Genomic DNA, 13543 nt, shown 5'->3' on the forward strand with positions numbered 1-13543 from the left:
ATGATTGGCGAAGAAGACAGACGAAGCGACAACTAAATTTAAAGTAGACATCAGTGATCTGACTAAAAATATCACGGCAGCAAAGAAGCAGATGGCTCTGGCATCTGCAGAATTCAAGAACTCTACAGCGGGACTGGACAACTGGTCTAAAAGTGCTGATGGGGTGAGCAGTAAGCTGACCCAGCTCGGCAAGAATCTGCAGTCACAGAGAAGTATATTAACGGACTATCGTAAGCAGTATGAGCTCACTAAAAATCAGTACGGAGAGAACTCAAAGGCTGCAGTCGATCTCAAGATCAAGATCGAGAATCAGGAAGCAGCGATTAAAACCACTGAAAAAAGTATTGATAAGTACAATAATGTGCTTGCCGAGCTTACGCAGGAGCAGAACAAGACTGTATCTGCAACAGATCATCTCTCAGATACAATCAACGCTCAGGAGAAGAGCCTTACTGATATCAAGAAAGAATATGCATCTGTAGTATTGACACAGGGTAAGAATTCGGAAGCGGCAAAGAATCTTGCAAAGCAGATAGATGATCTGTCAACAGATCTGTCAGACAACAAGAAAGCATTAAAAGATGCTAATGATGCGGCAGACGCACTCGACAACAGTTATGATGATCTTGAAGATGGTGCCAGAGATGCAGGAGCAGCGGCAGAGGAATCCAGCGAAGGATTCACTGTGATGAAAGGTGTGTTGGCAAATCTTGTTGCTGAAGGAATTCGCAAGGCGCTTGACGGACTTAAGGATCTTGCTGCAGATGCACTTGAGACCGGAAGAACTTTTGAATCTTCTATGAGCGAAGTCCAGGCTATATCCGGGGCAACAGGTGAAGACCTGAAACTCCTGTCGGACACAGCAAAAGAATTTGGAGCATCTACGGTATTTAGCGCAAGCGAGTCAGCGGACGCATTAAAGTACATGGCTCTCGCCGGCTGGGATGCACACCAGAGTACAGATGCACTGGGAGGTGTACTTAACCTTGCGGCGGCATCAGGCATGGATCTGGCCAAGGCATCTGACATGGTGACGGACTACCTGTCTGCATTTGGTATGCAGGCAAAAGACAGTGCGTATTTTGCCGACCTGCTTGCTTATTCGCAGAGTAATTCAAATACATCAGCCGAACAGCTTGGCGAAGCCTATAAGAATTGTGCTGCCAATCTCAATGCTGCCGGACAGGACATTGAGACAACTACAAGCCTTCTTGCAATGATGGCAAATCAGGGACTTAAGGGCTCCGAAGGTGGAACAGCTCTTACAGCAGTCATGCGAGATATGACTGCTAAAATGAAAGATGGAGCTATTGCCATCGGTGATACAAATGTCCAGGTCATGGACGCTGAGGGAAACTACAGAAATCTTACTGATATTTTGAAAGACGTCGAGAAAGCCACGGATGGCATGGGTGATGCTCAGAAGGCCACAGCTCTTGCGTCAACGTTTACCTCAGATTCAATTAAGGGTCTGAACCTTATCCTTAATGCAGGGGTAAGCAATGCAGAAGACTTCGAGAAGCAACTGAGAAAATGCAGCGGCTCCGCTGAGAACATGGCAAATGTCATGAATGACAACCTTGAAGGCGACCTGAAGGCTCTGAACAGTGCTTACGAAGATCTTGGTATTACTATATATGAATCTGCTACAGGCTCAATGCGAGAGTTTGTGAAGGAAGTTACTAATGATCTTATGCCAGCCATCAAAGATTCTATTACTGGTGTGGAAGGCGCGGACGAAGCGCTTGGAGAGGCTGTCAGCAATCTGATACTTATGGCACTTGATGAAGTAACATCAATGCTGCCAAGGGCTGCAAATCTCGGTATATCCATTGCAGGCAGTCTTATACAAGGAGTGCTTGATTCCTTACCTGATATAGCAGATGCGGCAATAGACATGGCATCCGAGATATTATCCGGACTGTCAAAACAGCTTCCGAAAATAGCAACCAAGGCAGCAGATGTGGTGCCTCAGATCATTACTGCTATCCTGGCCAAGCTGCCTGACCTCATAGCTGCAGGCATAACGCTTGTGCAAGGGCTGGTGTCAGCTCTTCCTCAGATCATAGATTCACTGGTCGCTGCGACTCCTCAGATTATCCAGGCGCTGATAGACGGGCTTTTATCTGGCTATCAGGCTTTGACCGATGGGGCTATATCCCTCTTAATGGCGATAGTTTCGGCGGTGCCTCAGATCATAGATTCGCTGGTCGCTGCGCTGCCTCAGATTATAGATTCAGTGATATCTGGACTTCTTGGCGCTATACCACAGCTCCTGGAGGCTTGCATATCGTTCTGGATGGCCATCATAGATGCGTTGCCTCAGATCACAGTTGCCATCATAGATGCGCTGCCTCAGATCATAACGACCATCATAGAGGTGCTGATCGAGAACATACCTTTGCTCTTAGACTGTGCGGTCGAACTGTTCATGACACTTGTCCAGGCCATTCCACAGATCATATTAGAGCTTAGAAAGTCTGTCCCTCAGATAATAGCATCTATCATGATGTCCCTTGCTAAATTAGGACCAAAACTGGCCACATTTGGCGGGGAGATACTTGCAAAAGTAATAGCTTGGTTTGGCGATATGGTTGCTAAGGCTGCTGAGTATGGACTGAAATTCGTCAATGGACTTGCTGAAAAAATAGAAAGCATCCCAGGCGAACTCAAGGACATATTCGATAAGGGAATACAAAAGGTTGTTGAGTTTGGCGGCAACCTCAAGGAGAAGGCCAAGGACGCCGGAAGAAAATTTGTTGATACTATAAAGGATGCGATAAAGGGGCTGCCTGACGATGTCAAGGACATTGGAGGGCATTTCATCGAAGGCTTTTGGGATGGAATAACAGACAAATTTGGCTGGCTGACAGATAAGCTCGAAGGATTTGCCGATGGCGTCATGGACAAACTCAAGAACTTCTTTGGCATACATTCACCATCGAGAAGAGCCAGAGACGAAATTGGAAAATTCCTTGATCTTGGTGTGGCGGATGGTGTGGATCTGTACAAGCATAAAGTGTATGAATCTTTGAGGCGAATAGTAGACGAGGCAAAGAGTGTCACAGATGAAGGCTTTAACCTTGACGATGTAAAGAAACATATGCCGAGACCAAAGTCAGGAGGTGGAGGAGAAGGCGGATCAACCACGAATAATACCACTACATACAACTTTGTGCAGAACAATACCTCACCAAAACCACTGAACCGCCTTGAAATATACAGACAGACAAAGAATCTTATCGATCCAAGGAAGCCGGAGGTGTCATAGATGTATCAGATTGCTATACAGAATGCGACAGGTGACAGGTTAGAGCTGACGGAGAATAAGGACTATATAGTTACCGCATCGGGATTGTCTCCGGAAAATGCAAACATTGTCACTGCAACAGTGGCAAATATGCCCGGTGCAAAGTACATAAGCTCGAAAAAGCAAAAGAGAAATATAGTCCTTATGATATATCCACAGCGTGATATAGAGACAAGCAGAATCAATCTGTATAAGTACATATCTACAGGTGCATGGATCAGGGTGTTTTTTAGGAATGGTACAAGAAATGTATATATAGATGGATATGTGGAATCGTTTGAAACAGATCTATTTGCCCGGACACAGGTAGCGCAGGTTAGTATCCTGTGTCCGGTTCCAGCGTTCATTGATGCGCAGGAGATGACAGTTGTCAATTCTGTTTCCACACCAAAATTTTCGTTCCCATTCTATACACTGATCGCATCAAATCTCGTGCCAGGAGGAGCGGGGCTTGATGACATCAGATGTGAACTTATAAATATGACAGATACGACATTGATACTTAATTCAGACAAACTCGAAGAGAGTACATTAGGGTAAGTTGCACCGGTGCAACTGAAAATGGAGGTATGACTATGTACAAGAAGCAGAACTTTCGGCCTGGGGAAGTGCTATCGGCTGCACAGATGGACCACATAGAAGAAGGACTTGTTGAGATAGAAAAAAATGTTATTGAGACACTTGAAGATGTAAAAAAACATGTCAGTGATGTCAAAGAAAGGCTTGCGGACGTCATCACTGAGAAGGGAGTGCCGACCGCAAGCAATGAATCTTTTGATGATATGATTGCTAATGCGAAAAAAATTAGTACAGGAGCGTATGGGATGATTATTAATACATCTTTATATACAAAACCATATGGGTATGTATGCGGCATATATGGATTATTGCCAACAGAAACGGAGGTTAGTTGATGGGATATACTGTACAAAGAATAAGACTGGGAAAAAAAGAGGCGGATTCAACGTTTTACAATGCGGACGTAAATGACTTAAAAATGCAGGAGATTGCGGCAGCCCTTGGCATGAAACTAAATATTGTAGAGTCTAACACTACGTGGATATTATACATGGGAGATGATGAGCACAACACAACAGGTTTTAAGTTTAGTCTTTCTGGAGCTAATCTGATTATGACAACTGTGATTCAGGGGGCTACTCCGTCCGCATCTACATATTGTTATTCGTATAACATGAGTTTGGTTAGATCAGCCAATAGTGGTGCGGCTAATGCATTTTTGCATTTTGTATCATGCAAAGAAGGAGTGGTATTCGGAATTGGAATATTCAGTGAGGGATCTAACATTACTGATCTATTACATATCGTATTGCCTGCAAAAGATCTAAAAACAAATGAAGATAGAATAGCTTATATGTCATTCACTTCTGCTAGGTACATCATTTATTCTGATGTAGACGAGACATCTTATTATGCTCAGGCTTGGAGTCAGGATAGCAACATACATGACGTGGTAAGTCTTGCTCAATATGTGTATCCTGCAGGGTATCTCGTAATTCCATCAGCATACTATATATTAGCTGGGCCAGATGTTGCATCAGGTGCTTCTGGTGAAAGTTTTATTATAAATGACCAAGAGTATTTCATTCTAGGCAATACAAGTTCAATTTGGAGAATAGCAATAGAGCTACCAAATTCAGAACAGTAATAAAATCAAGAATTGAGAGGGAAAATGAACAAAAAATACACTTGCATGAAGGAAAATCCCCTTGGTGAGATTGATACAATGTGCGAAATATCACTCTCTTCAGATGCTGTATTAAGAATATATGATGTAATAAAGGCAAAAGGATCATATGTAATGTGTGGCTGGGTCTGGTCAGATACGGATAAATTTACGTCTGTAACGGTGGGTCAGTTTATAAAAAAGATAGAGCTCCGGAAAGGCTGGAACAAAGTGAAACTTGCTTTTGATGCAAGTAATAGGTGTTCGGTTAATATTTGCCTCACGAGCGGCACATACAGGATATATCATCTTGTAGTAAACGCTGGAGACATAGTGTGCGATTATGATAATGCATCTTTGACAAAGTATATTGTATTTGGAATATATGATCAAAATATGGAGGCATCTATATATAACGAGTCAGATGATGAGATAGGCTTTATATGCAGAATGCAGTTCAATGCTACTGTAGTCGACCCTAAAATATATATGATAGAGACGGGTGAATATATCGAAATTAAAGGAAGCTATAACAAAGGCGAGGTCATTGAGATAGATTCACACACGGGGCGTAAGTCGATCAAAGGAATATATCATAATAAAACACGAAATCTTATCAATAAGATGACGGCGTCATCAAGCTGGTTAAGCCTGCGCCCTGGAATAAATCATGTTGGTCAGACTGCAAATGAGGGGCGTGAACATATTTGTACTAATATAATCTATACGAACGAATATGAAGGAGTATAAATGGACATATACGTATTAAATCAGGACAACGAGAGGCTTGATATAATAGACACGTACCAGAGTGCAATATGGCACTTGAAATATTATGATGCGGGTGAGTTTGAGCTCTATATAGCTGCGGATGATTATATGATACAACTACTCAGAAAAGGAAATAGACTTGTGAGGGATGTAGATATATCTGCAGATGGATCTTTGCATCATGTAATGCTCGTCCAGAAAGTTAACCTCTCTACAGATGATGAGGATGGTGATTACCTTATTGTTACCGGCTATGACCTGAAGTCTATAATCGGCCAAAGAATTATATGGAATCAGACTGTACTTTCTGGAACAGTTGATAACGGTATTAAGAAGCTGCTGAATGAGAATGTAATTTCTCCAGCGGACTCTGATCGAAAGATATCCAACTTCAGACTTGATTTTAAAGATGTATGTAATGATGTGTTGCAGCAACAGCTCACTGGTGACAATTTGCTTACCGCAGTCACGACTATTTTAACCGAATATAACACGGGCTGGGATATATACATAGATTCACAGGGGTATTACACAATGACCTTATACAAAGGCAAGGATAGATCTATAGAGCAGGACGATATCCCACATGTCGTGTTCAGCGCTAAGAACGAAAATATCATTGATGATACGTATTCGATTGATTATACAAAGTATACAAATGTTGTGCTTGTAGCGGGAGAGGGAGAAGGTACAGCACGTCGGCGGGCTGTGTCAGGAAAGGCTAAAGGGCTAGACCGGTACGAAACGTATAAGGATGCAAGGGATGTGTCATCAAACAACGGAGACGTATCGGATTCAGAGTATCAGAATATGCTGCAAGCTGCCGGCGCAAAGCTGATTGCAGAATCAGGATTTGTAGAGAAATATGAAGGAAGCATAGAGACCGGTAGCATATATGAATATGGCAGTGATTATGGGTTAGGAGACGTAGTTACTGTAATAAACAAGTATGGCATATCAGCAAATCCAAGAATAACAGAGGTGATAGAAAGTGTAAGCGATGACGGAGTAACTATAGTACCTACATTGAGCACATGGATAGGAGATTAGGACAGGATGATAAAATACGGATTTTTTGATGCGGTGATAGCAGACAACGGACAGCCAGACAGGATATATTCAAGTGACGATGTTAACAGCTTCTTTGATGGGGTATTATCCGAAGGTGTATTTGAAAGATATGGCAACGCTTTCAGAGCAACACAAAATACAGATGCAAATATGCAGATTATCATTGAGTCAGGCAAAGCCATTGTGGCTGGACACTGGATCAAGTCTGATGCATTTGAATACTTGAACATATCTGCAGCGCATCCGGTTAAGAATAGATATACAAGAGTGGTTATCAGATATGATCGCACAGCAAGATCAATAGAACTTGTTACAATCGATGGCGAACCGGATGAGTCGCCAGAGCCACCTGAAGCAACGCAGACAACAGACATATATGATCTTGTAATTGCAGATGTATTGGTTAAGGCTGGCACAGACGGCATCACAGATGACGATATTATCGATAGACGATCGTATGTGACATTTATTCCTGCGGCGGCAAAAGTGAACTATAGGCGATACAAGTATAATCATACATCTAAGGTGACAGAGATACCTGTACCAGATCACTATGGATACACCTTTGACACTAATTTGCAGATATACATTAACGGTGTACTTGCAGATGTAGATGATTACACTATCGAACTTACAGAAGACACTGATAGCGGATATAAGATAGTGTTTAACAACACCCTGAATGCCGATACGAGAATAGAGGCCGTGATGATATCGTAGGGGCAAAAAAGGGGCAAAATTTTGAAAAGGTTTGATACAGTCCTGGATAAAAGACACTTGAGAAAGTGTGTATTTAAGCCATTTTGATACACTTTGATATAGCGAAGGAAAAATATAACTTTATACCAGCGGTGTAATGACAAATAATTATATTTGTGGTAGAGTACAGTTTAGGTGGTCAAATAAAAGAAGAAAATCAGGACACACCAATAAAAAATGACTTAGGAAAAGGAACCCGGAAGGGTAGTCAGGAAAGGAAAGAATCATGTTAAGTATAGTTTTCGCTAAATACATAACCAGAGAGTTTAATAGTGATGTGGCAGGGAATACTTTACATACAGATGATAAGCTGCGTGAACATATGTACTCATATGGTACAGGGCGAGAGCGTACGGAACATGATCATACAAATATGCTGACCTGAATGATCTGAGCAAATGCATAACAGATCAAATAGGTTTCGATAGACTGAGATCAGCCAGATCTATCAGCATTTATAGATTGGAATCATGATGTACGAAAAAGCGTCCATCCATGTGAGTATTATAGAAGTATTCATGTGGATGGGCGTTTTTTGCGTGTTTTTGAACTCGTCTTTGTGAAGAAGAAATCTGCCACAATTGTAGCAATGCAGATGAGATGAGAATTTTGGGAGGGAAGTATTATGTGTAATGTACCAACAATTGACATGACAGGAACAGGCAGAAATATTGTGAAGCTTAGACAGAATGCAGGTTTTTCTGTAAAGGATCTGCAGGATATATTTGGATTTGCCACTCCAAATGCGATATACAAGTGGCAGAAGGGTATGGCTATGCCAACCGTAGACAACCTGATCATTCTGGCCGCCATCTTTGGTGTAACAGTGGATGATATCATTGCAGTAAACATCTGCTCGACAGTTGGAATCAGTGCGTAGCATAAAAATTTACATATTCATGTATATAAAGGCGGACAGCGGTAACTACGTTGCCCGCCTCTTTTATATCCTGTATGGGGTCAGGCACCTCCGTCCCCATGGGGACACTGTATGGGGCAGGTACCTCCGTCCCCAGGGGGGAGAAAATTGGGGGTTGACTTGGAGTGAGCTCCAAGTGATATATTCAATGTAACATATAGGTATTGTGTGAGTGCATATAGCTATAAATAGAAAGGTTTTCTTGAAATTAGGAAAGAGGTGGCAATATGACTATCAAAGAGGTAAGTGAAAAGTTTGATATCACCGCTGATACGCTCAGGTATTACGAGAGGGTCGGGCTTATCCCTCCTGTAGCGAGAAATGCTAGTGGCAACAGGGATTATAAGGAAAATGATGTCAGTTGGGTTGAACACACTGTATGCATGAGAAATGCTGGTGTTCCGATAGAGGCGCTTATTGAATATGTAAAACTGTTCCAGATGGGAGATGCTACATTTGGCGCGAGGCTGGATCTCCTTAAGGAGCAGTATGAGAAACTTGAGGAGCAGAGAAAACAGATCGAAGCCACCATGGATAGATTACATTACAAGATATCCAAATATGAGGAGGCCGTGAAGACCGGCAAGCTTGTATGGGACAGGTAAATTACCGATGGCGAATGCACTATGTTAAAACAGGAGGATAAAGAAAAATGTATATTGAAAATATCAACGGACCACAGGATGTAAAGAAACTGACAGTAGAAGAGATGGGAACACTTGCAGACGAGATGAGACATGCACTTCTCATCAGAGCCAGCAAACACGGCGGACATTTTGGACCGAACTTTGGTATGGTTGAGGCAACCATAGCACTTCACTATGTATTTGAGTCACCTAAGGATAAGATTGTGTATGACGTGTCACAACAGAGCTATCCTCATAAAATGCTTACTGGAAGAAAGGATGCCTACCTCTATGAGGAGCACTATGATGATGTGACTGGTTACAGCAACCCGCATGAGAGCGAGCACGACTTCTTCACGGTTGGACATACTTCAACATCCATCAGTCTGGCTGCAGGCCTTGCAAAGGCAAGGGATCTCCAAGGGGCAGAGGGTAATGTGATAGCGGTGATAGGCGATGGCTCCCTGTCAGGAGGAGAGGCCCTTGAAGGCTTGGACTACGCTAAAGAACTGGATGGCAACCTCATCATAGTTGTAAATGACAACGATATGTCCATAGCCGAGAACCACGGAGGACTCTATACAAATCTCAGATTACTCAGAGACACTAAGGGAACAGCAGAGTGCAATCTGTTCCGCGCCATGGGACTTGATTATTATTACGTGCATGAAGGCAATGATGTGGCAGCCCTCATAGACACATTCCAGAAGGTAAAAGATTCAAAGAAGCCTGTTGTGGTCCACATCAGAACCCTCAAGGGAAAGGGGTATGCCCCGGCCGAGGAGCACAAGGAGCAGTGGCACTACAGCGGACCATTTGATATAGAGACAGGAAGATCGTTATTTGAAGGTGACGAGGAGGACTACTCAAGCGTGTCCTGTGATTACCTGCTTGACAAGATGAAGAAGGATCCAAAGGTCGTTGCCATCACAGCGGGAACACCGACAGTTATAGGATTTACAGAGGATAAGAGACGTGAGGCCGGAAAGCAGTTTGTTGACGTGGGAATTGCAGAGGAGACAGCGGTGGCACTTGCGTCGGGAATTGCAGCAGGCGGCGGAAAGCCAGTGTTCGGTGTGTATAGCTCATTTGTGCAGAGAACATTTGACCAGATATCCCAGGATCTCTGTATCAACAACAATGCAGCCACTATAGTGACATTTGCAGGGTCTGTATATGGAATGAACGATGTGACACATCTGGGCTTTCAGGATATCCCGATGCTTTCAAATATCCCGAATCTTGTATATCTTGCTCCGACAACAAAGGAAGAGTATATTGCCATGCTTGATTGGAGCATAGAGCAGAATGAGCATCCGGTGGCCATCAAGCTTCCAGGCGGTGCAATGGTAAGTGGAAGCCCTGTGACGAAGAACTTTGGAGATCTGAATAAGTATGAGGTGACACAGAAGGGAAGCAAGGTTGCCCTACTCGGCCTTGGAACCTTCTACAGTCTGGCAAATGCCGTTGCAGACGAGATGAAGAGTGAGCTTGGAATAGATGCCACTGTCATCAATCCTTACTATATCACAGGGCTTGACGAGGAGCTTCTCGAAAGCCTCAAGGCAGACCACTCGGTTGTCATCACTATTGAAGATGGTATACTGGACGGCGGATTCGGTGAGAAGATTGCAAGATTCTACGGTGATTCGGATATGAAGGTACTGAATTATGGTCTTAAGAAGGACTTCCTTGACAGGTACGATGTCGAAGAGGTTCTTAAGGATAATCGTCTTGATGCGGAGATGATCGCAGAGGACGTTAAGGGATTGTTGTAAAGTATATGATTATCTATGATAGATATGTTTATATGAATAATTTATTAGTAGAAATATAGAACAGACATAAAATGCCCCATATAATTCTGAAATTATTTATTCCCAGAAATTATATGGGGATATTTTATTCAAATGTCTGATCATGATATGATGCCGAGTTCTGTCAGAATTGATATGGCTCCTTCGGCGGTGTCTTTGTCAAAGCCGAGAGCCTTAATGCAATCTTAATACAGCACACCGGATCATTACACCGTTTTTTTATATTTCATGATATACTCTTTGTAAACAAACAAAAATAGGAGAAGTATATATGTCTGAAATTACACATAGAAAAAAGCGACTGTCATCCTTTAAGCTGATCGTTTTGGGCTTTGCCGGGGTTATTCTGCTCGGAGCACTGATATTGATGCTGCCGTTTTCATCGACTGCCGGAGTTGTTACGCCGTTTCACGAGGCGCTGTTCACATCGACCTCGGCCGTTTGCGTTACGGGGCTGGTCGTGCAGGATACGGGCAGTTATTGGTCCGCTTTCGGGCAGACGGTAATACTGCTGATGATCCAGATAGGCGGGCTCGGTGTTGTGACAGTTGCGGCATTTTTCGCCATGCTGTCCGGCAGAAAAATATCGCTGATGCAGCGCAGTACCATGCAGGACGCCATCTCTGCCCCGAAGGTCGGCGGGATCGTCCGCCTGACCCGCTTTATTGTACGGGGAACTTTTTTGATCGAGCTTATCGGAATGATCGTCATGCTGCCGACATTTTGTAGAAACTTCGGTATCAAGGGAATTTGGATGGCGGCATTTCATTCGATTTCCGCCTTTTGCAACGCCGGCTTTGACATACTCGGCACCGCAGAAAACAAATACCCGTCTCTTACGGGATACATCGGAGAGCCTACAATAAACATTGCAATTATGCTTTTAATTATTGTGGGCGGTATTGGATTTTTGACCTGGGATGATATTTACACAAACAAGTGGCATTTCAAAAAATACCGTATGCAAAGTAAGGTCATATTGGTAACAACGGCAATCCTCATTATCGCTCCCGCAGTATTCTTTTTCTTCTGTGATTTTACGGGGCTGCCGCTCGCCGAAAGGATTCTTGCGTCGCTTTTTCAGTCTGTCACACCGAGAACCGCCGGTTTCAATACCGCCGATCTTCCCGCTATGACCGGTTCCTCCAAGGCAATTATGATTCTGCTGATGCTCGTCGGCGGATCGCCCGGCTCCACGGCAGGCGGTATGAAAACGACCACGCTTGCCGTTCTGATTCTGAGTGCATTCTCCGTCTGTTGCAAAAAGGACGATGTCGAAGTCTGCGGCAGGCGCATTGACGGTTCGGCAGTGAAAAACGCCGCAGCCGTTGCCGTAATGTATTTCCTGCTGTTTTTTGTCGGCGGCATTGTTATCAGCACGGCAGAAGGTCTGCCGCTTAGCACCTGCCTTTACGAAACGGCGTCCGCTGTCGGAACGGTCGGGCTTACCCTTGGGATCACACCGCAGCTCGGTGTTCTTTCTCAGCTTATTTTGATCGTCTTGATGTATCTCGGCAGAGTCGGCGGACTTACCCTGATTTACGCGGCGATCTCCAATAAAAATCAGAGCGGTGCAAAGCTGCCGCTCGAAAATATCACAGTCGGATAAAGGAGTTACTATATTATGAAAAACATATTGTTGATAGGTCTCGGCAGATTCGGTAGGCATATCGCTTTGCAGCTGAATAAGCTCGGGCATGAGGTGATGGCGGTAGACAGCAACGAAGAAAGGGTCAATAAAATTCTGCCGATCGTTACTAACGCACAGATAGGTGACAGCACAAACACGGAATTTTTAAAGTCGCTCGGAATCGGAAACTTTGATGTGTGCATAGTCACCATAGGAGGAAATTTTCAAAATTCGTTGGAAACCACTTCTTTGCTGAAAGAACTCGGCGCAAAATTAGTTGTATCCCGTGCCGAGCGTGATGTGCAGGAGAAATTTCTTCTGCGTAACGGAGCGGACGAGGTCGTTTACCCAGAAAAACAGGTAGCAAATTGGGCTGCTATTCGGTACACCGCCGATCACATACGGGATTACATCGAGGTCGATGAGGCTCATGCCATTTTTGAGGTAGAGGTTCCGGAGGGGTGGATCGGAAAAACCGTCGGAGAGCTGGATATCCGCAGAAAATACAGCATCAATATCATGGCGACCAAGGAGAACGGAAAAATCAATATGGCAGTTTCACCGGAAACCGTTCTTACGAACAAGACCACTCTTTTGGTTCTCGGTGCTTACAAAGAACTGCAAAAGTGTTTTCGCATTTAACAGAGGTGAGTGAGGATGGCTGAACTATTGCTGATCGTCAGCCTGCTTGGCATATTTGCTTTCGGATTTTATCTTATGAGCAGGCTGGATCGATTTCTTGAAGAAAACAGAAAAGCATTGTTAAAGGAAAACGAATCCCGTGAGCCTTCCGAAATTCTGCTGCCGCAGGGGCTGTCCGAAAGTGAAATATTATGTGAGATCCGCCGTTTTCGTGAAACGCACGGAAATGTCGATATTATTCTTTCCGATGGGCAGAAGAATGATTTTTAGACTGCGGTAGATTTTTTTACAGTTTTACTGTATAATAATAAAAT

At 43.6% G+C, this 13543-nt stretch carries 13 protein-coding genes; all 13 read left to right on the forward strand.

The genetic code is table 11. From position 1 onward, the window contains the following. Positions 1–4 precede the first annotated feature (4 nt). The 13 genes from AB5150_RS10420 (at position 5) to AB5150_RS10480 (ending at position 13499) form a co-directional block, all read left to right on the forward strand. Positions 5–3271 (forward strand): phage tail tape measure protein, encoded by a 3267-nt coding sequence (locus AB5150_RS10420; RefSeq protein WP_368291834.1) that lies wholly within the window; start codon positions 5–7, stop codon positions 3269–3271. Next, positions 3272–3850, forward strand: coding sequence for a phage tail domain-containing protein (locus AB5150_RS10425; protein ID WP_368291835.1), 579 nt, complete (start codon positions 3272–3274; stop codon positions 3848–3850). Positions 3851–3885: 35 nt separating this feature from the next. Next, complete coding sequence (locus AB5150_RS10430; protein ID WP_368291836.1) at positions 3886–4224, forward strand: hypothetical protein; 339 nt, start codon at positions 3886–3888, stop codon at positions 4222–4224. After that, positions 4224–4976, forward strand: a complete 753-nt coding sequence (locus AB5150_RS10435; RefSeq protein ID WP_368291837.1) for a hypothetical protein — start codon at positions 4224–4226, stop codon at positions 4974–4976. Before AB5150_RS10430 ends, AB5150_RS10435 begins: the two co-directional genes overlap by 1 nt. A 24-nt stretch (positions 4977–5000) precedes the next feature. Beyond that, positions 5001–5744 (forward strand): hypothetical protein, encoded by a 744-nt coding sequence (locus AB5150_RS10440; protein WP_368291838.1) that lies wholly within the window; start codon positions 5001–5003, stop codon positions 5742–5744. Then, positions 5745–6815, forward strand: a complete 1071-nt coding sequence (locus AB5150_RS10445; protein WP_368291839.1) for a siphovirus ReqiPepy6 Gp37-like family protein — start codon at positions 5745–5747, stop codon at positions 6813–6815. It begins immediately after the preceding gene. 6 nt (positions 6816–6821) lie between these two features. Further along, the gene (locus tag AB5150_RS10450; RefSeq protein WP_368291840.1) at positions 6822–7556 is read left to right on the forward strand and encodes a hypothetical protein; all 735 of its coding nucleotides are present in this window, start codon (positions 6822–6824) and stop codon (positions 7554–7556) included. Between the two features lie 664 nt (positions 7557–8220). Continuing rightward, positions 8221–8475 carry a helix-turn-helix transcriptional regulator gene (locus AB5150_RS10455; RefSeq protein ID WP_015534224.1) on the forward strand — a complete coding sequence of 85 codons (255 nt, stop codon included), beginning with the start codon at positions 8221–8223 and terminating at the stop codon, positions 8473–8475. Between the two features lie 266 nt (positions 8476–8741). Then, on the forward strand, positions 8742–9119 hold the full coding sequence (locus tag AB5150_RS10460) for a MerR family transcriptional regulator (RefSeq protein WP_055147813.1): 378 nt from the start codon (positions 8742–8744) through the stop codon (positions 9117–9119). 47 nt (positions 9120–9166) lie between these two features. After that, a complete protein-coding gene (locus tag AB5150_RS10465; protein ID WP_368291841.1) occupies positions 9167–10918 on the forward strand; it encodes a 1-deoxy-D-xylulose-5-phosphate synthase in 1752 nt (583 codons plus the stop codon). A gap of 310 nt (positions 10919–11228) precedes the next feature. Further along, positions 11229–12566, forward strand: coding sequence for a TrkH family potassium uptake protein (locus tag AB5150_RS10470; protein WP_055147807.1), 1338 nt, complete (start codon positions 11229–11231; stop codon positions 12564–12566). 15 nt (positions 12567–12581) lie between these two features. Then, positions 12582–13229: a TrkA family potassium uptake protein gene (locus AB5150_RS10475; RefSeq protein ID WP_015534220.1), complete on the forward strand. Its 648-nt coding sequence runs from the start codon at positions 12582–12584 to the stop codon at positions 13227–13229. A gap of 15 nt (positions 13230–13244) precedes the next feature. Then, positions 13245–13499 carry a hypothetical protein gene (locus tag AB5150_RS10480; RefSeq protein ID WP_015534219.1) on the forward strand — a complete coding sequence of 85 codons (255 nt, stop codon included), beginning with the start codon at positions 13245–13247 and terminating at the stop codon, positions 13497–13499. Positions 13500–13543: the final 44 nt, after the last annotated feature.

The sequence above is a fragment of the Coprococcus sp. RTP21281st1_F1_RTP21281_210402 genome (assembly GCF_040915325.1).
GTDB lineage: Bacteria > Bacillota > Clostridia > Lachnospirales > Lachnospiraceae > Coprococcus > Coprococcus aceti.

Coding starts and splice junctions, on each gene's coding strand:
- AB5150_RS10425 (WP_368291835.1), top strand. CDS start 3,272: ATGTATCAGATTGCTATACAGAATGCGACAGGTGACAGGTTAGAGCTG.
- AB5150_RS10430 (WP_368291836.1), top strand. CDS start 3,886: ATGTACAAGAAGCAGAACTTTCGGCCTGGGGAAGTGCTATCGGCTGCA.
- AB5150_RS10435 (WP_368291837.1), top strand. CDS start 4,224: ATGGGATATACTGTACAAAGAATAAGACTGGGAAAAAAAGAGGCGGAT.
- AB5150_RS10440 (WP_368291838.1), top strand. CDS start 5,001: ATGAACAAAAAATACACTTGCATGAAGGAAAATCCCCTTGGTGAGATT.
- AB5150_RS10445 (WP_368291839.1), top strand. CDS start 5,745: ATGGACATATACGTATTAAATCAGGACAACGAGAGGCTTGATATAATA.
- AB5150_RS10450 (WP_368291840.1), top strand. CDS start 6,822: ATGATAAAATACGGATTTTTTGATGCGGTGATAGCAGACAACGGACAG.
- AB5150_RS10455 (WP_015534224.1), top strand. CDS start 8,221: ATGTGTAATGTACCAACAATTGACATGACAGGAACAGGCAGAAATATT.
- AB5150_RS10460 (WP_055147813.1), top strand. CDS start 8,742: ATGACTATCAAAGAGGTAAGTGAAAAGTTTGATATCACCGCTGATACG.
- AB5150_RS10465 (WP_368291841.1), top strand. CDS start 9,167: ATGTATATTGAAAATATCAACGGACCACAGGATGTAAAGAAACTGACA.
- AB5150_RS10470 (WP_055147807.1), top strand. CDS start 11,229: ATGTCTGAAATTACACATAGAAAAAAGCGACTGTCATCCTTTAAGCTG.
- AB5150_RS10475 (WP_015534220.1), top strand. CDS start 12,582: ATGAAAAACATATTGTTGATAGGTCTCGGCAGATTCGGTAGGCATATC.
- AB5150_RS10480 (WP_015534219.1), top strand. CDS start 13,245: ATGGCTGAACTATTGCTGATCGTCAGCCTGCTTGGCATATTTGCTTTC.